The organism is Enterococcus sp. NPDC086594 (assembly GCF_044746145.1).
In the GTDB taxonomy this organism is placed as follows: domain Bacteria; phylum Bacillota; class Bacilli; order Lactobacillales; family Enterococcaceae; genus Enterococcus_D; species Enterococcus_D entomosocium.
In genome coordinates, this window is sequence record NZ_JBIVBP010000002.1 from 280328 (window position 1) to 299948 (window position 19621).

At 43.5% G+C, this 19621-nt stretch carries 16 protein-coding genes and 1 tRNA gene; 13 read left to right on the top strand and 4 right to left on the bottom strand.

Annotation, left to right across the window (positions count from 1 at the left end):
* The first annotated feature begins 3 nt into the window (after positions 1 to 3).
* The 4 genes from ACIPK1_RS05740 (at position 4) to ACIPK1_RS05755 (ending at position 3810) form a co-directional block, all read left to right on the top strand.
* On the top strand, positions 4 to 1497 hold the full coding sequence (locus ACIPK1_RS05740; protein ID WP_086317253.1) for an extracellular solute-binding protein: 1494 nt from the start codon (positions 4 to 6) through the stop codon (positions 1495 to 1497).
* Between the two features lie 149 nt (positions 1498 to 1646).
* Entirely contained in the window at positions 1647 to 2480 is an 834-nt protein-coding gene (locus ACIPK1_RS05745) for a sugar phosphate isomerase/epimerase family protein (RefSeq protein WP_400450201.1), read from the top strand.
* Positions 2481 to 2645: 165 nt separating this feature from the next.
* A complete protein-coding gene (locus ACIPK1_RS05750) occupies positions 2646 to 3518 on the top strand; it encodes a VOC family protein (RefSeq protein ID WP_400450203.1) in 873 nt (290 codons plus the stop codon).
* A 64-nt stretch (positions 3519 to 3582) separates the two neighbouring features.
* A complete protein-coding gene (locus ACIPK1_RS05755; protein ID WP_005229963.1) occupies positions 3583 to 3810 on the top strand; it encodes a hypothetical protein in 228 nt (75 codons plus the stop codon).
* A 92-nt stretch (positions 3811 to 3902) separates the two neighbouring features.
* Here the strand turns inward: ACIPK1_RS05755 and ACIPK1_RS05760 are convergent, their stop codons facing one another.
* The 3 genes from ACIPK1_RS05760 to ACIPK1_RS05770 form a co-directional block, all read right to left on the bottom strand.
* Positions 3903 to 5174 (bottom strand): hypothetical protein, encoded by a 1272-nt coding sequence (locus ACIPK1_RS05760; RefSeq protein ID WP_400450205.1) that lies wholly within the window; start codon positions 5172 to 5174, stop codon positions 3903 to 3905.
* A gap of 199 nt (positions 5175 to 5373) precedes the next feature.
* Entirely contained in the window at positions 5374 to 6609 is a 1236-nt protein-coding gene (locus ACIPK1_RS05765; protein ID WP_400450207.1) for an Ltp family lipoprotein, read from the bottom strand.
* A gap of 404 nt (positions 6610 to 7013) precedes the next feature.
* Positions 7014 to 7096: transfer RNA gene (locus ACIPK1_RS05770), tRNA-Leu, on the bottom strand.
* A 196-nt stretch (positions 7097 to 7292) separates the two neighbouring features.
* Between ACIPK1_RS05770 and ACIPK1_RS05775 the strand changes: the two genes are divergently transcribed.
* From ACIPK1_RS05775 to ACIPK1_RS05790, 4 genes are all read left to right on the top strand, one after another.
* On the top strand, positions 7293 to 8405 hold the full coding sequence (locus ACIPK1_RS05775; protein ID WP_016621170.1) for a hypothetical protein: 1113 nt from the start codon (positions 7293 to 7295) through the stop codon (positions 8403 to 8405).
* Positions 8402 to 9616 carry an ABC transporter permease subunit gene (locus ACIPK1_RS05780; RefSeq protein WP_005236453.1) on the top strand — a complete coding sequence of 405 codons (1215 nt, stop codon included), beginning with the start codon at positions 8402 to 8404 and terminating at the stop codon, positions 9614 to 9616. The genes ACIPK1_RS05775 and ACIPK1_RS05780 overlap by 4 nt, the downstream gene beginning before the upstream one ends.
* A gap of 10 nt (positions 9617 to 9626) precedes the next feature.
* On the top strand, positions 9627 to 10502 hold the full coding sequence (locus ACIPK1_RS05785) for an ABC transporter ATP-binding protein (RefSeq protein WP_194187991.1): 876 nt from the start codon (positions 9627 to 9629) through the stop codon (positions 10500 to 10502).
* A 167-nt stretch (positions 10503 to 10669) separates the two neighbouring features.
* Complete coding sequence (locus ACIPK1_RS05790) at positions 10670 to 11887, top strand: pyridoxal phosphate-dependent aminotransferase (protein WP_016621168.1); 1218 nt, start codon at positions 10670 to 10672, stop codon at positions 11885 to 11887.
* 55 nt (positions 11888 to 11942) lie between these two features.
* On the opposite strand, the gene ACIPK1_RS05795 is transcribed toward ACIPK1_RS05790, so the two are convergent.
* Complete coding sequence (locus ACIPK1_RS05795; RefSeq protein ID WP_005236448.1) at positions 11943 to 12122, bottom strand: hypothetical protein; 180 nt, start codon at positions 12120 to 12122, stop codon at positions 11943 to 11945.
* A gap of 160 nt (positions 12123 to 12282) precedes the next feature.
* Between ACIPK1_RS05795 and ACIPK1_RS05800 the strand changes: the two genes are divergently transcribed.
* The 5 genes from ACIPK1_RS05800 (at position 12283) to ACIPK1_RS05820 (ending at position 19589) form a co-directional block, all read left to right on the top strand.
* Positions 12283 to 13128 (top strand): helix-turn-helix transcriptional regulator, encoded by an 846-nt coding sequence (locus ACIPK1_RS05800; RefSeq protein ID WP_008381491.1) that lies wholly within the window; start codon positions 12283 to 12285, stop codon positions 13126 to 13128.
* A 68-nt stretch (positions 13129 to 13196) separates the two neighbouring features.
* The gene (gene nagA / locus ACIPK1_RS05805; RefSeq protein ID WP_005236444.1) at positions 13197 to 14342 is read left to right on the top strand and encodes an N-acetylglucosamine-6-phosphate deacetylase; all 1146 of its coding nucleotides are present in this window, start codon (positions 13197 to 13199) and stop codon (positions 14340 to 14342) included.
* 122 nt (positions 14343 to 14464) lie between these two features.
* Complete coding sequence (locus tag ACIPK1_RS05810; protein ID WP_400450211.1) at positions 14465 to 15304, top strand: SDR family oxidoreductase; 840 nt, start codon at positions 14465 to 14467, stop codon at positions 15302 to 15304.
* Positions 15305 to 15464: 160 nt separating this feature from the next.
* Positions 15465 to 16166 (top strand): ABC transporter ATP-binding protein, encoded by a 702-nt coding sequence (locus ACIPK1_RS05815; protein ID WP_008381485.1) that lies wholly within the window; start codon positions 15465 to 15467, stop codon positions 16164 to 16166.
* On the top strand, positions 16167 to 19589 hold the full coding sequence (locus ACIPK1_RS05820) for an FtsX-like permease family protein (protein ID WP_400450212.1): 3423 nt from the start codon (positions 16167 to 16169) through the stop codon (positions 19587 to 19589).
* Positions 19590 to 19621: the final 32 nt, after the last annotated feature.

The window sequence follows — 19621 nt, forward strand, 5'->3', positions numbered from 1 at the left end:
CGAATGAAAAAGTTGAAAGTAGCAAGTTTATTATTATGTGCAGGACTGTTTTTAGCAGGCTGCGGCGATGGCGGAGGTTCATCTGATGGACCAGAAAGTGATGAAAAAACAAGTATTTCTTGGATGGCAATGCTGCATACCGCTTCACCTCCGTCTGGGGATGTAACACAACAGTTAGAAGAATATACAGGGGTCGAGATCGACTTTACATGGGTGCCGGACGCATCAAAAACAGAACGTTTGAATGCAGCATTAGCGTCAAATTCTTTAGCAGATATCGTAAGTTTGACAGAAATCAATAACACAACCGTCCGTAGTTCGCTAGCATCTGGAATGTTCTGGGATGTGGAACCCTATTTAGAAGAGTTTCCGAATCTGGCAGAAATTTCTGAGGATCGCTTAGAATCTTCTCGGATCGATGGTCATATCTATGGTGTACCGTTTCTAAAACCGATCGCTCGTTATGGTGTCCTCGTAAGAAAAGATTGGTTAGACAATTTAGGGTTGGACGTGCCATCGACTTTAGAAGAATTATCAGCTGTGGCACAAGCCTTTACAGAAGGAGACCCAGATGGCAATGGGGTAGATGACACGGTCGGATTCGTTGAACGTGATGAGTCCTTTAATGTTGGGTTCCGTTCACTTTCAGGTTACTTTGGTGCAGACAATTGGTTTACGATCACGGATGATGATGAAGTGATGCCATCCTTTATGCAACCAGAATACAAAGAAGCAATGGAATGGTTCCGTAATATCTATGATAACGGCTGGATGAATTCTGATTTTGCGGTAATGGCGAAAAATGATCAGAAGAACTATATCGTTCAAGGTCGTGGTGGGATTGTATTGAGTGGTTTGCAAGAAGTACGTAACTACATTGATGATGCAGCTGGTACTGATGAAGAGCATATGGAATGGGTCTTGATCAATGATATCGTCCATGAAAATGTGGAACGTCGTATCCTTTCTGATACCAATGGTGGAATGGGTGGTTGGTTAGCCATTCCGAAAAACAATGTTGAAACCGAAGAAGACTTACGTGTTGTTTTGAAATTTATCAACGATTTGATGGACGAAGAGCCGTTTACCTTGATGACGCAAGGGATCGAAGGGGTCCATTATGAAATTGATGATGAGGGTGTCTATGTCCGTTTAGATGATACGAAGTGGCAACAAGAAGTACAACCATTTTCTTCGTCTCGTCCATCAGAATTAGTAACAGTTTTCCCTTCAAGCAACCCATATGTCAACTTAGCCAATGAAAAGATTCGGGAAAATGAAGAGTTTGCGGTGATCAATCCTGCACAATCGCTGACCTCTGAAACCTATGATCGTTCATGGTCAAGCTTGATTGAAGGAATCTCAGACGCTTACTACCAATATATGACTGGGGAAATCGAGATCGATGGGTTTGATACAGCGATCGAAACCTTCTTAAGAAATGGTGGACAGCAAATCATTGATGAGTTCACGGAAGATTATCGTTCACAACAATAAAGGTCACAAAAGGTTCTGATCATCTGTTGAGAAGGAATGGATGAAGTGAGGAGCCGCTACTGCTGAATGATTGGAAGACCAAGACCAGTTGAAGTGATTCGCTGCTTGGTCTTCTTTTTGCTTCAAAAGCAGTGAAGAAAGGAGAAGCTATGTTTCAACTAACTGTTCGGGGGCATGATTTAAAGAATTATGGGTCCCCAGAAGAATTAGCGCAAAAAATTGCCGCCAAAAACATTCATAACATTCAATTTGCATTAAATAAATCCTTCCCGCAATGGGCAGAGCCAGAGCAATTAAGCCCTGGTTTAGGCCGCTTTTTCAAACGTGTTTTTGGTCAATCTTATGTTCAGGTCGCTTTATTGAGTTGTTATAGTAATCTGATCCATCCTGATCTGGAAAAACGGGAAGCGATTTTATCCAGATTCGAGACCTATCTCGCACATGCCAAATACTTTGATGCAGCTATGGTTGCAAGTGAAACTGGTTCGGTTTTGCCAAATATGGGGTATACCGAGGAAAATTTCAGTGACATCGTTTTCGATGATTTGGTTCAGGTGATCAAGCGTTTGGTCCAAGTGGCTAAGAGACATCAAGTGATGCTAGGGATTGAAGCGGGCTTGAATCATCCACTATCATCGATCAATCGAATCGAAGAATTGCTGGAACGAGTACCGTCTGACTATTTAGGGATCATCTTTGATCCAACCAATCTGATTACGGCGAAGAACTATCAAGAGCAAGTCGCTTTGACAAGGGAAGCTTTTTCCCGCTTTGGTGATGCCATCGTTTGCTTGCACTTGAAGGACTATCAAGTAATCGATGGTAAAATCAAGGTAGTGCCATTGGGAGAAGGAAGGATTGATTATCAACAACTATTGGCCATCACCGCTGAATACAAGCCATTTTGTTATGTTGTGTTAGAAGGGACGACCGAAGAAGCGATGCAGCCGACCATTTCACTGATTGAAGCATTGCAAAAGTGAGCGAGCTGTCTTTGATTGTGACTGATGAGGAAAAGCTTTGTTACAAGGAGTCACGGGATATCACGGAATCCTTTCCTCAACAAGCAGATTTATTTACTTACTAAAAGTTAGTGTTATACTTAAAGGTACAAGTGAATTTAACTGTTTAGAAAAGAGGAAATAGCGATGACAATGATTCAATCAACCTATCAAATCGATGCAACAGCCGCAATTGGCAAAGTCGTTTTAAAAGTAGCGAATATGGAAAAAATGAGCCGGTTTTATTCGGACGTGATTGGCCTAACTTTATTGGAGCAAAGTGTAGATCACGCGCGATTGGGCGTGGGGACACAAGAGCTTTTAGTCCTAGAGAAGGTAAGTGATCCGTTGCCTTTGACACGGAAAACAGGCCTTTTCCATACGGCGTTTCTTTTGCCTAGCCGTAAAGACCTAGGAAATATGCTGATTCATTATTTGGAGGCAAAAGCCCCTCTGGATGGTGCTAGCGATCATGGGTATAGTGAAGCGTTATACCTGACCGATCCAGAAGGAAACGGGATCGAAGTGTATCGTGACAAACCGAAGAGTGAATGGGATATTCGAGCAGACGGTGAGATCGTAGGCGTTACTATCGAAATGGACGCGCAAGGCGTGCTGGGAGCCGCTGACCGATCACAAACGACTTTTCCAGTTGGCACCACGGTGGGGCATGTCCATTTGAAAGTGGCGGATCTGGCAAAAACAGAAGAATTCTACACCGAAGTTTTAGGCATGCGTTTGACTTCAGATTTTGGTAGCCAAGCAAAGTTTTTTGCTGCTGGTTCGTATCATCACCATATCGGATCGAATATTTGGATGGGAAGAAATGTTCCAGCTATGGAGGAAAAGGATCTAGGCTTAGCGTACTTTACGATCGTTTTGCCAGCTTTGGCTTTTTCTACGATACGAAGTCATCTAAAGGCAAGTGGCGTTTCTTATGAGTTAGAAACAGACAGCCGCTTGCATTTGACTGATCCGAATGGGATCAATCTGATCATCGAAAGAAAGAATCAGCCTTAAGATGGAGGTTTTTTCATTCATGAAATGAGAGAATAACCTATAATCAAGTAAAAGGAGAGCAAGCATGAAAAAAAACGGGGCGGGACAATCACTATTTCTAGCATTATTGATCAGCATGGGCTTATTTTTCTTTGTCCAAGGGAAACAATTAATAGAAAGTGGGGCGTCTCCTGTGATTTTTATTGCTTTTTCGGCTTTTGCAGGAATTATCGGAGTTGGTGTCTATGGTCTTCAAGCAATAATGAAACAGCATCGGCGCAAAGCCATGGTACCAATCAAAACCAAAAAATAAAGAAACCGGCCAATCTTAAACAGGAAGATTGGTCGGTTTTTTGTTTACGCTAAGAAAAAATGGGGAATGGGATCTGTCTCGTCCACTACATACTAATTTTCCATGTTTTCAATCGCAAATTCGATCTCATCAGGTAAGAAGCCGTTCCCTTCAAGATGAGCGGCCATATTTCTTTGACGAATCCCTAACACCCGGCGGGATTGATTGGCGCGCCCTAAAGCATGGCGATACCAATCTACGTCAAGGGTCTCTAGTGCCCATTGTGTTTCCTCCGCAGTGAAACCTTCTGTTTCTAACAGTTCTGCCATCTCTTGTTTTGAATAAAAGCGACGATTTCCTTGCGCTCTAACGAGGAAAAAGGCTTCACGTTCTCGTTCTGTCGCATTGTTTTCGCGCTCATAGCGTGCTGCTACAGTCGGGGCGAAATGAAACCCTGCTAAAATCGTTTCCTCGGTCACTTCGTTATCAAACACGTAGGTTCTAAATTGAAAACGATTGTCGTTTTCCAGTTCAAGCCATAGGGATTCAACCAGAAATCGATAACCGACTGGAATCGTTTCATAAACTGCATCGGCAATTTCGTAAAAATAAGCGGAAACGGCTTCGTAAGGAGTCATTATCTCGGGAACGATTTCCGTCGTTTGCCCATTAAACAAAGTGATTGCGGCAGGGTATTGTTCGCCAGCATTCGTAAATGTGAGAATCTCCACTGGCTCATGTTTTGTTGAAAAGACATTCATGGTCACACCGTTCGCCAAATCAATAGCACTCTGCCACTCGATTTCTTGGTCATCGCTTTGTTGGAGTAAGTGTTCAAGTGTATCAGGTGTCAAACCAAGCTTTTCTCGTGTATCTTCATTGATTCCTTCTTCATCGGCAAGAGGATTGTTTGCTCCAGCGGTCACTAGTGCTAAATCCTCTTCGTATTCGTTGAATAATTCTTGCAATTTTGCTCGTCTACTGACGATGATCGGGCTCTCTTCATGGATGGCAAGTAAGGCTTCGATACGGCCGTTGCGAGCGGCAACCCAACTGGGCATATCCAGATAGCGAGCTTCGATCGCTTCTTGAGCGAGTGCGATCATTGTTTCCGTGTTTTCAATGAATGCCGCCTTGTGTTTTGAGTTGCTATTGACCTGGTCTAGAAAGGCCAATTCTGCTTCTTTGCCTCGAATCATCAGTTCGAGATTTTCAATACTTAACTCATAAGTCAGATTTTCTGCATGATAGGTATGTTCCCAACCAGCATCTAAAGCTGCACCGATGCGCTCAGAAAGTTCCTCAGGGCTTGCTAAATTTATCGTCCCACATCCTGAAATCAGGGATAGTATCAGTAATAATGGCAACAAAACTTGTTTTTTCATTTTTCTCCTCCTCGTGAGACTCTAGTAAACCTCGCCAATTTGTACGAATGAACGCATCAGAACGAGCACTTTCTTGGGTATAAACATAGTCACAGTATAAGGGACATCAACTGACCCCCAAAGTTAGACCAAAAAACCAAATTTTTTGGGGTCACTACAACAGCATATGGCATCGCGATGCCCTTTTCTTCGCTAGTTTTTAGTTACCCATGTTTGTCATCGCGTAGTCGATTTGTTCTTCTGAAAAGTCTTCGGAAGCCAATAACCGGCGAATGTTGTCTGGAGGAAGACTCATCAAGGAATGGTAACTATTTGCTTTCTTCAACGCCTGCTCGTTCCAATCAATCGTGAGCTGATCAACTGCCCATTGCGCATCATTATGGGTAAACCCTTCAAATTCTAATTGTTGGATCAATCGTGCACGTGAGAAAGCCATGAGGTTCGTATAGGATTCGGCAAGTGCGATCGCTCGTCTTTGTTCTGAAGCTCCTTCATTCTCGGTCTGAGTTTGTTCGTCCTGGTTTTGCTGGCTTTGCTCTTGCTGCAAAGCCGTAGCTGCTTCTTGTTTTGCGTTTGCTTCTTGAAGCTGTTGATACACGGTAGTGACCATGTCTTGATCAATGTCATGATCAAAGCCATAGGTCATCACCGCCAGCTGATGTTCATCTGAAGATTGATCGAATCGATTCATAAACATTAACGATTCACGAGGAATATTTACGACCAGCCCTCGTAAAATCGTTTCATAGAATGCAGCTTTTTGCTCGTCGGCAGTTTCCCGATTAAGAACAGTAAATCCAGATGCGTACTCCTCTTCGGGCTTCGAAAAAACGAAGACGTCAACATTCGTTTCACTTGTGTGGTAGACAGTGGCGGTGAGTTCGTCGTCAAGTTTGATTCTGCGATGAAGAGTTAGCTCATCTTCGGTGAGCTGCTGAAGCTGCGCAATATCGTCTGCCAAAAGCCCCAGCTTTTGACGCGGGTCGGCTTCAGGAATCGTTTCGTTTGCTACCTCCAGTAGACGGTTGAGGTTGTCTTGATTACTGAGAATGATAGGGCTCCGTTCATGAATCGCAGCCAGAGCCTCGCTATAACCAATGCGGGCAGCAAACCAAGCAGGGACATCGATCCGACGCTCCACTAACGCTCGTTCAGCGGTTGCCATCAAATCAATTGTGTGGCTGATTAACTGATAAAGATCTTCGTCGGAAGAATCAAGCTCTTCCAAAATAGCCAATTCGGCTTGACTGCCGGCAATCAACAACTCTAAGGTTGCTGGGTGATAATAGGCCCAGCCCGTTCCGGATTGGTTTGTATATTCCAGTCGTGCGTCGATGCCAAGTGCAACGGTCTCTGACAGTTCTTCATCTGCCTTTGCGCAACCGATAAGCAAAATAACGAATGACAATAGGGTGATCAGTACTCTTTTTTTCATTAGGCTCCTTCTTTCTATCGAAAGTAACTGAGAAAACGGTCGGAAGAGGTTTGTTTATCTGGGGGAAGGAGGAGAGAAGGTGAATGGGAAAAATGCTGAAAAGATTTTTCATCACCAGTAAATTCAGGCAACTGTTTCTGATCCGCCAATAAGAAAAAGCGGAGCATCGAACCAGCTTTCGAGAAAAATTGTTATATTATTCATTTTATATGAAAAATAGTGTGAAATGCAATGATAAAAGAGTTTTTATCGATTTTTACATTTGGGAAAGGAAGCTTCGTATCAACTTTCTAGGAGTAGACGCTCAAGATCAAAGCGATCGAAAGAATTCATCGAAGGATCGCCATGGGGAATCTTTTGAGCAAACAAAAAAACAGCTTCCCATAATAGGGAAGCTGTAAGGATGCGGAAAATGGGATTTGAACCCACACGAGCGATTGCTCACAAGACCCTCAATCTTGCACGTCTGCCATTCCGTCATTTCCGCAAATACTATAGAAGGAAACGCAGGCTGAGGTAGTTCTGTCACGCCGCGTCTAGAAAATATCTTACCTGATTTTCAACAGGTTTGTCAATAACTTTTCCTAATGCTATTTGAAAGAATTTTCAGACTTTAGATTGCATTTTCTCCCATAAAAGGTATGCTAAAAGAATGAATAATTATTTTTTTGAGAGGAGAGCAAATGAACTACTTTAAAAACCAGTTAGCTAAATCTGTCAAACAGAAAACGTTCCTCTTCCTGCTCATTGGTGCCTTTAGTTTAGGTTGCTGTTTTTCCATTTATTTGAAGCTGATGGAACCCATCAACTTACCCGCCACGATCACTGCAGAAAAAGCGGAAGCCTCACGGCTTGTTGATCGCTACCAAGCCAATCAGTCGGGTTCACCTGCTGAACAAGAGGTGTATCAACTTTTGCTTGAAAACAATACACTGACTTCGCGACAGTTATCCAACTTGATTATGGAAGAATACGAACGATTTAATCAAACGAGTATTCAAATTGCAGAACTAAAAAAGCAGATTTGGGCGTCAGAAGTTGATGACAAAGGATTTTTGCCACCTTTATGGGCAATCGAACAAGATCAGAAGGTCTATCAAGCTTTAGTCGAGCAAGAAAAAGAGCCGGTCCTCACTGCTGCCAATGCCCAGACCGCTGTCGCTTTGGCAATAACGTTTTTGCTGAATTTTGGCTTCTTCTTTTGGGCTTTTTTTGCCAGTGACAATTTGATAGAAGAAAGAGAACACTTCTCTTTGATTCGCTCGTACCCGCAGATTTTTCCGATTCGGATGTTAAGTAAAATTGTGGTTAAAGGGATTACAAATTTAGGCGTTTTGATTGTGTTCTTCTTAGGCGTCTTTCTTTCAATGAGCCTTCTGGGGGAGTTCGGGGATTGGCAGTATCCAGTAGCCGTCTATCTCAATGGGGATTGGGTAGCCTTACCTTTTTGGCAGAGCGTTTTATATAGCCTGGTTTCTTTTGGCTTGCTGATTGGTTTGATCGAATGCTTAGGTTTTGTCATGAACATGATCGCAGCCAATCGATACGTCTCTTTCTTTTTGCTGGTGCTTTTTTATGGGCTCGGCTTGATTCCGATGCTGCAAAAGATCCCACTGTTACCAGTTCATATAGCTGCTATGGATAAATTTTATTCGGGCGCCTTTGCATCGGGTTCTGGTACTTCTTGGGGAGTCTATGCTAGTTGGCTGCTGACGGTGGTGTGGATCTTCCTTTGTATAGCTTTGATGCTCGTTGCGGATAAACAGAATCGCTTGTTGAGAGGAGGCAAAGGATGAAAGACTATTTTTTATTTGAATTACGACAACTCTTAAAGAGCAAGAAAACTATTGGTCTTTTTTGCTTGCTTCTTATCTATAGCGGCGTTTACAGTTTTTGGCAAAAAGATTTTCGCCCGATTGAACGAGTAGATAAAACAGAAATGCAACAACGCTATACTGTGCGACAAGATTTTCTTGATCAACAAGCAGCCAATCCTTCTGACCATTGGTCGGCAAGCTTAGCAGTTGAAATGTTTACCCCATGGAACGAAGCGGAAAAACAACGATTAGATGCACTAGCTGATGAAAACTGGCAAGCTTATGCACGAGGAACAACTACGTGGTACCAGTTGGCGTTGCAGTTTACCGATGAACGAAATGTTTTTTATACACCGGATTATTATACGTTTCAAAATTACTACGCTGCCTATGACGGTCGCTTTGGTTATGCTTCAACCGCTAAGCTTATGGAAGCCTTCAGCCAGTTGCCGAATAAGAAACTCTCGCAAGCAGTCATGGAGCAAAAAACGGGGATACAGGCATTGCAGCGAAGTTTTACTGGATATTTACCGATTCTATTGCTTGCTGTTTCTTTATTTTTGGCGATCGATTGCTTACCAAAAGAACGAAGACATAAATCCCTATTTCTTTCACTGCCATTATCGGCAGAAGAGATCCTTTGGAGCAAAACGGCAGTATTGATGGTCGGTTCTGCAATTGCAACGCTTGGGACCATGTTCTTTCTCTGGTTGGGTTCTGGTATTCAATTCGGCTTTGGTTCCCTGGAACTACCGGTCACGATTTTATCACCGACCTTTGATGCCCGCTACCCGATCACAGATTTCAACGCTTTTGAAACACAAGCCATCGGTCTTTTTATAGGCCAATGTTTTCTTGCGACGCTTTTTTTGCAGTTTATTTATTGTCGCGGCATCTTGTTGTTCAGTGCCCTGTTTCGCTCAGAACTGGTTAATTTGCTTTTGGCTGGTTTTTGCTTGCTTTCACCCTATATTTTCCAAAGACGTTGGTTCAGTGCTTACCTTGATAAAACGCTGTATGTCTATCTGTATCAAAATGTGGGACAAGTCCTTTCAGGCTGGACACGTTTTTATTTTGGTTCTGCAGGGTTTACGATGGAAAAAGGGTTGCTTTTATTAGGAGGCGTTTGGCTTCTGATCGAAATGTGTTTCTTCGTGACGATCCAACGCAAAAAATTTCATTTGGCATAGGAGGAACGATATGTTAGAACTGAAAAATGTGACGGTCACGTATACGAGAAAAGTATTGGATCAGCTTTCCATTGCCTTTTCTCCCGGGGAAATCGTCGGGTTAGTCGCCCCTAACGGCACCGGGAAATCCACGCTATTGAATGTGGCGATGAATTTCATCCAGCCGAATGAAGGCGCAGTATTTTTGAATGGCAGTCAAGTATATGTGACCAAAAAATCAGAAGTGGCAGCGCATCAACAAATTTCGTTTTTTCCTGACCAAAATGATTTGTACAATGATTTGAGTGGTTTCGAGCATCTCAAGCTGTATCAGCGAATGTGGCGTTCAGAGGAACACTTAGTGGAAGAAACGATTGATCGTTTGCGGATGAGTGACTATATCAAACGTCCTGTGGGTACCTATTCGCTGGGCATGCGGCAACGTCTTTGTTTTGCGATGCAGATCGTGACGGATACGCCTTATATGCTGATGGATGAAGTCATGAATGGCTTGGATCCGACCAATGTGGAATTGATCTCTAACGTATTAAAAGCCTTGCGAGCGCAAAAGAAAGCGATCGTGATTGCTTCGCATATTTTGACGAATTTGGATTCCTACGCGGATCGGGTCTTGTTTTTAAAAGACGGCAAGATCATTCACGAATACTTTGGTCGCAAGTCGTTAGTCAATCAACCGTTGTACTTAAAAACGGACTCGGCAGATTTTTTGGTGGCTTTTCCAGAATTAACGACGGTGACCATCGATCTGCAAGGACGGATCTATCTGGTAGAAATCAGCGATCCGCAGTTGCCGCAACGTTTTATCGCAGCAGGAATCACTGATTTTTCGGTGGGGCATTTGGCGTTAAATGAATTGTACTTGAAGTATTTTCCTGAAAATTCCTGAATGAACCAAATTCAGTGGATGAACGCAGGGCAAGCGCTCTCGACCGAGAGGCGAAAAATTTTCGCCACAGTTAAAATTTTTTTGCTATAATAGGTTCAATCTGAAAAGAGATCAACGACGAGAACCAATAACCTGACGTTGACCTATGGTTAAAGGAGAAATGGAATATGAAGAAATTTTCGAAGTCGTCAAAACTTGAAGGGGTCAGTTATGATGTACGCGGCCCGGTTTTAGAAGAAGCTGATCGGATGCAAGAAGAAGGCATCAGTATCTTAAAATTAAATACTGGGAATCCCGCGCCTTTTGGCTTTGAAGCCCCAAATGAAATCGTTAGAGATTTGATTATGAATGTGCGAGAGTCGGAAGGCTATTCTGATTCAAAAGGGATTTTCTCGGCACGTAAAGCGATCGAGCAATATTATCAATTACAAAAATTTCCTGATGTGACCATCAATGATATTTACACAGGTAATGGTGTTTCCGAGCTGATCACGATGTGTATGCAAGGGTTATGTAACAATGGGGACGAAGTGCTCGTGCCGATGCCAGACTATCCTTTGTGGACTGCTTCGATCTCATTAGCTGGCGGAAAACCCGTCCATTATATTTGTGATGAACAAGCAGATTGGAATCCTGATATCGAGGATATCAAAGCCAAAGTAACCAGCAAGACGAAGGCCATCGTCATTATTAATCCAAATAATCCCACCGGCGCCGTTTATCCGAAAGAAGTTTTACAACAAATCGTCGAGGTTGCTCGTGAGCATGACTTGATCATTTTCTCTGATGAGATCTATGACCGATTAGTCATGGATGATTATGTCCATGTGCCGATTGCTACATTAGCGCCAGATCGATTCGTTGTGACGCTAGGTGGCTTGTCTAAGTCTCATCGAGTGGCAGGTTTCCGTGTGGGCTGGATGGTCCTCAGTGGCGACAAGTCCCATGTGAAAGACTATATCGAAGGCTTGAATATGCTATCTTCGATGCGACTGTGTTCGAATGTCTTATCGCAACAAATCGTTCAGACCGCATTAGGAGGCTATCAAAGTTCTGATGAGTTACTATTACCAGGTGGTCGTATTTATGAACAAAGAGCGTTTATCCACAAGGCAATCAATGACATTCCGGGATTGTCAGCGGTGAAACCGAAAGCCGCCTTTTATATTTTCCCTAAAATTGATATTCAACGCTTTAATATCACCAATGATGAACAATTTGTTTTAGACTTTTTACACGAGCACCACATTTTGCTGGTTCACGGCGGTGGGTTCAACTGGCAACAGCCAGATCATTTCCGAATCGTTTATCTTCCTAATATGGAAGACTTAAAAACGACTGCTGAAAAAATGACAGAATTTTTGGCGTCCTATCGTCAGAAATAAGAATATAAAAAAGCACCGCTCCTTCAACAACCGTGAGGGAGTGGTGCTTATGTTTTTATTCGGCAACTGGTTGACAAATTTTTTTGCTCACAATCATTCGATTGGTAAATTTATCCAGCATTTCAGCACTAGGATCGGTGACTTGAACCAGAACAGAGTTCTCATATTCTCGTTCGATGATCCCTTGATACTTCTTGCCATCCCATGTAAAAAAGATCGTACTGTCGATCGTCATCTTAACACCTCATTTGAAATTGTGGAAAAATAACAAGACATTCTTGAAATTGCTTTCCTTTTTGTCATTATGTGCTAAAATAAAGAAAATTAAAAATGCGAATTCGCATTTTTGACAAGAAACGTTCGGTTTTTATAAGAATTCCCCCTGGAGGACGATTATGAAGAAAAAAGAAGAATCTTTTGGTCAAAATATCCGTTCGATTCGGTTGAAACGAAAGATGACACAGAAGATGTTAGCGGAAGATATTTGTTCACAAAGTGTTTTAAGCCGTATTGAAAACAACGAAGAGTTGCCGAATGTCTGGGTGATGTACCAAATCTGCCAACGCTTAGGAGTCACCTTAGATCAAGTAATGATGCTTCATTCGGAAGAGATCAACAAAACCAATCAAATCTTTGCCGAAATCGAATCACATTTTGTCCATAAGCAGTTTCAAGAAATGCGGGAAAAAATGGAAGATAAGGCGATCAAGGATTATTTGTATCTGGATTCAGATATGCAAATGTATTACTACTATCTAGGCAGCTGTGATTATTTCCTCGATCAAAACTATGATGCCGCCCTTGAGGCGCTGAAAAAAGGATTGGCCTACTCCTATCAACAGGATAAGACCAATGTGTCGGTGATGGAAATTCGTATCCTGAGCTGCATGGGTCGCGTCTATAGTGATTTGCTGCAACTGGGTGAGGCTCGTTTTTACTTAGAAAAAGCTTACGATGCCATGCACGCACTGCCGCCGGAACGTCTCTCCACATCATTGACCAAAATTTACTACAATTATGCGGTCTTTTTAAAGGAGCAACAAGAAGATTGCCTCGCGCTAAAGGTAACGAACGAAGGCATTTCCTTAGCCAGAGAAAAAAACAGTTTGTATTTTCTAGAAGAATTGTTTGAACTGAAGGGACACTTACTTTATAGACTGAAAGAAGAAAATGCAGCCGAAAAAAGTTTTCAGCTGTATCGTGCTGTCATGGATATTCGCCAATCTGACAAAGTGGTGTAGACCTTTCTTGACTTCTTCCCTAAATAAGAGTACTTTTAAGGAAGAAAAGAAATAGAGGAGCGATCAAGATGAATAAATATATTTACGCAGACAAATTCTTTCTAAAATCAGCGGTTCATGGCCCTGGTTACCTGGAGGTCAAAGAGGGGAAATTCGGAGCGATCGTCGATGAAGTCCCTTCTGGTGCAGACGTAGAAGATTATTCAGGCAAATGGGTAGCACCGGGTCTTGTGGATACTCATATCCACGGATTTATGAACCATGATGTGATGGACAACGATGCAGAAGGCATTAAAGCCATGTCGGAAGGCCTTTTATCATGTGGTGTGACTTCCTTCTTGCCAACAACCTTAACATCCAGCAAAGAACGGTTGCGGGATGTTGCTGAAACCGTTGGGAAAGTCAAAGACGAAGTTACAGGAGCAAAAATCCAAGGGATCTATTTTGAAGGCCCATTCTTTACTGAAGAACATAAAGGTGCACAAAATCCAATTTATTTTGGTGATCCTGATATCGATACCTTCCATGAATGGCAAGAAGCTTCTGGTGGAATTATCAAAAAAATCGCCTTGGCTCCTGAGCGAGAAGGTGTGAGTGAGTTTGTTTCGCAAGTGACGGAAGAAGGCGTAGTTGTTGCTCTAGGCCATAGTAACGGTACATTACAAGAAGCGCAAACAGCAGTTGAAGCTGGTGCTAGCGTTTTTGTTCATGCATTCAACGGTATGCGCGGATTAAACCATCGTGAGCCTGGAATGGTTGGTGCCCTACTTTCATTAAAAGAAGTTTTTTCAGAGTTGATTTGTGATGGCCACCATGTGCATCCTCAAGCAGCTGAGATTTTGATGGAAAAAGCTGGTCACGACCATGTTGCCTTGATCACTGACTGTATGATGGCTGGCGGCATGCCAGATGGTGATTATATTTTAGGTGAATTTCCAGTAGTGGTGAAAGACGGAACGGCTCGAATGGAAACTGGCAATCTTGCTGGTAGTATTTTGAAACTAAAAGAAGCTGTGAAAAATGTAGTAGACTGGGGAATCGCTACCCCTCAAGAAGCGGTCATGATGGCCAGCTTGATTCCAGCAATCAGCTGTAAAATTGACCATGCTTGCGGCATGATCAAACAAGGTCGCCCAGCTGACTTTATTGTTTTGGATCAAGAAATGAATGTAACAGCCACCTATTTAGATGGCGTCTGCCGCTACCAGGCGTAAAATAAAACAATCTGCTTAAAGAAACAAGAAGAGAGCTTCTCTTGATCTGTTTTTTGAGCAGATTTTTTTGTTTTCAGTTATGATGAAAGAAAACGACATCCTATGAAGGAGATGATGGGGATTTGAAGACGATTTTAGTTACCGGCGCCAATGCCGGTATGGGCTTTGCAACAGCCAAACAATTGGCAGAATTGGGGATGCATGTGATTTTGTATTGCCGTTCTGCCGAACGAGGGCAGGCAGCACAGCAACGTTTGAAGGAAGAGACAGGCAATCTAAGCATCGATCTAGTGATCGGTGATTTGGGGTCGTTGGCTAGCGTACGCAAGTCAGCCGCTGAAATCAACGCCCGCTTTGAGAAATTGGATGTACTGATCAATAATGCGGGCATCGTCAATTTAAAAAAAGAGCGAACAGCCGATGGATTTGAACAAATGCTGGGCGTAAACTACGTGGGGCATTTTGAACTGACCCGTCAGTTATTGCCGCTAATAAAACGTGCCGATGCCGGCAGGATCGTCAATGTGTCATCCGGCGCCTACAAATTTGTAAAGAAAAAGGATCAGCGCTTTTTCGATGTACCGGATTTTTTCCCTTGGCGGGAATATGGCCGCTCAAAAAAAGCCCTGATTTTATTTACGGATGCGCTTGCGTTCCAGCTACGCAATACGACCGTTACTGCTAATTCCTTGCATCCGGGAGCTGTGGCGACCAGCTTAGGGGTCAGTCGACAAACAGGATTTGGTCAATCTATTTATAAAATGTTGACGCCTTTTTTTAAAACAGCCGAAGAAGGGGCAGATACAGCGATTTACTTAGCGCTAAGTCCAGACGTTGCGGGTATCAGTGGCCGCTACTTTGTTGATCGTCAAGCAGTCCTAACCGAGATCCCGAAGGAGCAGCAACAAGCACAGAAACTATGGCAAGAAACGCAACAAAGAATTGCGGACCACACAAAATGATTTGTTTTGCTTTTGCCAATCTGGATCACTTTGAATAAATGACTTGTTTTTTAGCAGCACGACCTTGTGCTGCTTTTTTGCGGTTTCTTTCAAGGGAAAAAGTGTGATACACTGTTAAGCGAGAAAGCGCATGCGGCGCTGGAATTCTTGGAGGAATAAAATGAGTTATATTGAAGTAGTGAAAGAAGTGAAGAAATACACAATGGGCGATACGGTGATTGCTGCCAATGATGGCGTCTCTTTTTCCGTAGAGAAAGGCGAGATCGCGCTGATCCTTGGTCCTAGTGGCGCCGGTAAGTCCACCGTTTTGAACATACTAGGCGGGATGGATCAATGTGACAGCGGCCAAGTGATTGTCGATGGAACGGATATTGCTGGTTTTGATGCTAAACAACTAACGACCTATCGTCGCAAAGACGTCGGATTTGTCTTTCAATTTTACAATTTGGTGCCGAACTTGACGGCTAGAGAAAATGTGGAACTGTCGGCACAAATCGTACCCGAAGCACTTGATGCAGCTGAGATTTTGACCCAAGTTGGATTAGGTGATCGCTTGGATCACTTTCCTGCACAATTGTCTGGCGGTGAACAGCAAAGGGTCACGATTGCTCGTGCCATAGCCAAGAAGCCCAAACTGCTGCTTTGTGATGAACCAACTGGGGCACTTGACTATGAAACGGGAAAACAGATTTTGGCTATTTTAGAAAAAACAGCTCGCGAGACTGGGACGACCGTTTTGATCATTACACACAACAGTGCCTTGGCTCCCATGGCGGATCGCGTGATCCATATCAATGACGCAAAGGTTCGCAAGATGGAAAAAAATACTCATCCGATTCCAATTGCCTCTATTTCTTGGTAAATGCCTATGAAAAAAACATTATTACGTTCCAGTTTACGTGAAATTAGGCAAGCACCCGGGCGGTTTTTGTCCATTTTAGGCATTATCTTTTTAGGAGTCGCTTTTTTTGTCGGGATCAGCGCCACCGGCCCTAATATGAAACAAGCTGCTGAAGATTACTTTTCCCGCCAACAATTAGCCGACCTTACAATTGCTTCAACTTTGGGGTTGTCGGATACCGATCGGCAAATCATTGAGGAAATGCCTGGTGTCACAGCGGTTGAGACGGAGCAGATCGCTGATATCAATGCCGAAAATCATCGTGCTGTGATTCGTGTCTTCTCTCTTTCAACTGATCGATCTGTCAATCAATATGAGGTGACTTCTGGTCGATTGCCGCAAAAATCAGGGGAAATCGCCTTAGATCAAGCGGCACAAAATAGTGGTGGTTTCGAATTAGATGAATCCTTTGAGTTGCCAGAAAGTGGCGAAAATCAATTAAAAACCCATACCTTCACGATCGTGGGCTTTGTCAATAGTCCTGAATATATTGAGAACTTTCATCGGGGGAACAGTACCGTTGGTAATGGGACAGTGGATTACTTTGCGGTGATTCCTGAGGAGGATTTTAAAGAAAGTGCATATGCCCGATTTTTAGTTCGCTTTGATGACTTATCTCAAATGGAAAGCTATTCAGTGGCGTATCAGACGAAAAGAGATCAAATAAGTGCTGAAGTTGAGAAAAAGTTGGCTCCTCGGGCGCAAGGACGCAGACAAGAGCTGATCGATGAAGCACAACCAGCCATTGACGAAGCCAAAGAACAGATCCGCAACGGAGAAACGGCTCTGCAAGAAGCACAAAGGGAACTCGACGACGCACAAGAAAAATTAGCGCAGGCGCACCGGGAACTGACGGAACAAGAAGCAGCATTCCAAACAGAAATTCAAGCTGCCCAAGAGCAGTTGAATAGTGAAGCACAAAAAATAGCTGAGGGTAAGCAATCGTTGGCGGAAAACCAACGACTGCTGGATCAAAGCGAACAAGCGTTGCTTCAGCAAGAAGCCCAAGTAAAATCAGCCCAAGCCCAGTTAGCGCCCATTTCGGCACAAAAGTCAGAACTACAAAGTGGCATCCAACAAGTGGAGGAGCAACTTGCGCTGGCATACCAAGGCATGGATCAAATCAGAAGTGTGGGTCAACTTTCTGCAGAGGAGCAAATGGCCCAGCTGCCTACCGTCTATGCACAAGTAACAGCCGCTCTGGCACAGTTGAACCTACCGACAGATGTCCTTGGTCCGATTCCTGATCTGGAGGAAATCGATGAAACGATGATTGCTACTATGCTGACGGCAGCTGAAGATACATTGAATCCACTCATTGCTGAAGGTGAGCAACAACGTGCCCAATTAAGCGGACAACTGGCTGCAATCAATGAACAAGAAGTGCAACTTCAACGGGCGCAACAGCAAGTCAACGCTGGCTGGAGCCAGGTCAGTGCCGGACGCCAAGAATTGGCACAGGCTCAGACCCAGATCACTCAAGGAGAATCGCAGCTGAGTGTTGCTCGTGAGACTTTAGCTTCTGAGCAAGCTAATGGTCAGTCTTTGCTAGACAAGGGCTGGCTGGAATACCGAGAAAACGAAGCAACCCTTCAAGAAAAGCTAGCCGAATTTAAAGAAAGAGCACCAAAAGAACGCGAAAAGCTTGAAGATGTCAAAAAAGAAGTTGCGGAAAAAGAGCAGGAATTGTTGGAGCTAAAACCGGCAGTTTATCGTGTCGCGAACCGCGATGCGAATCCTGGTTATTCAGAATACCAAGACAATGCGGAACGCGTTTCTTCGTTAGCGACGATTTTTCCAGTCATTTTCTTTTTGATCGCAGCCTTAGTGAGTCTAACCACTATGACGCGGATGATCGATGAAAAACGCAGTGAGATCGGAACGTTGAAAGCACTAGGCTATCGCAACTGGGAGATTGGACAGAAATTTTTGCTTTATTCCTCTGCAGCAGGCATCACAGGTGCTGTATTGGGCCTAGCAGTCGGCTTTTCCTTTTTTCCAGCAATCATCATTCAAGCTTATGGACCGCTTTACAATCTCACGAAGTATGACACCCCATGGTATTTGCGGCTTTCATTGATTGCTGTGGGAGTCAGCTTGCTTTGCACCATCGGTATCGCGTTGCTGGTTTTACGTTTTGATTTAAGACAGTCATCGGCTTCATTGTTACGACCAAAGGCACCCAAAACAGGAAAACGAATTCTCTTAGAAAGAATCACCGTTATATGGCGGCACTTAAGTTTTATTCAAAAAGTTACAATGCGAAACCTGTTTCGCTACAAGTCCAGAATGCTCATGACCATCTTAGGGATCGCGGGATGTACCTCCATGATCTTGACTGGATTTGGTCTAAGAGATTCTATCAGCAATATCATTCCTTTACAGTTTGAGAAAATCTGGCAGTATCAGGCGGTGATCACCTTTGATGATGAGGATTCGGAAGCAATGAGTGAAACAAAAGCCGCCGCAGAAGATATTGAAGGCTTTGAAGCAGGGTTATTCTTGCATACGGAAAGTCTGACGTTGGCTCAATCGGGGGTCACGCAGCAAGAAGTAACCGTCACCGTGCCAGAAGATCCTGCGGCTTTATCGAGATTTGTCCACTTGAATGATCGGGTTTCAGGAGAAGCTTACGAGCTAGAAGGAGAGGGTGCCATCATCAATGAAAAGCTTGCTAAGTTGTTTGGATTATCGGTGGGTGATACGATAACGTTGACGAATGAAAGCGGCGAGGAATTTCAACTGAAGGTAGCTGCCATCGCAGAAAACTACACGGGCCATTTTGCTTATTTGACACCTGAAACGTACGAAAAGATCTTTCAGGAAACGCCTGCTTACAATAGTGAGTTATTGAAATTCAATCAGTGCTTAAGCAAAACAGATGAAGAAGCGATCGCAGCTGACCTGATGGCACAAGATAATGTCATCAATGTTTCCTTCCTCTCAGCTTCAGCGGATGCCTTAGATGACACGACAGCAACCTTGAACATCGTCATTTGGATCTTGATCACGTCAGCAGGGGCATTAGCCTTTATCGTGTTGTACAACTTGAACAATATCAATATAGCGGAACGGATCCGCGAGTTGTCGACTATCAAAGTATTAGGCTTTTATGATCGAGAAGTGACGATGTACGTCTTTCGTGAGAATATCTTTTTAACGATTTTCGGTATTGGTTTTGGCTTGTTATTAGGGGTGCTTCAGCATCAATTTGTCTTACAGACCATCGAAGTTGATATCGCCATGTTTTCACCGACAGTCGAACCAATGAGCTATGTGTATGCAGCGGGATTGACCTGCTTGTTTTCAGGCGTGGTAGGGATCGCGATGTATTTCAAGTTGAAACATGTCAATATGATCGATGCCTTGAAAGCCAATGAGTAACAAAAACAGCCTTTTTTCAGAAGCATTCTGGA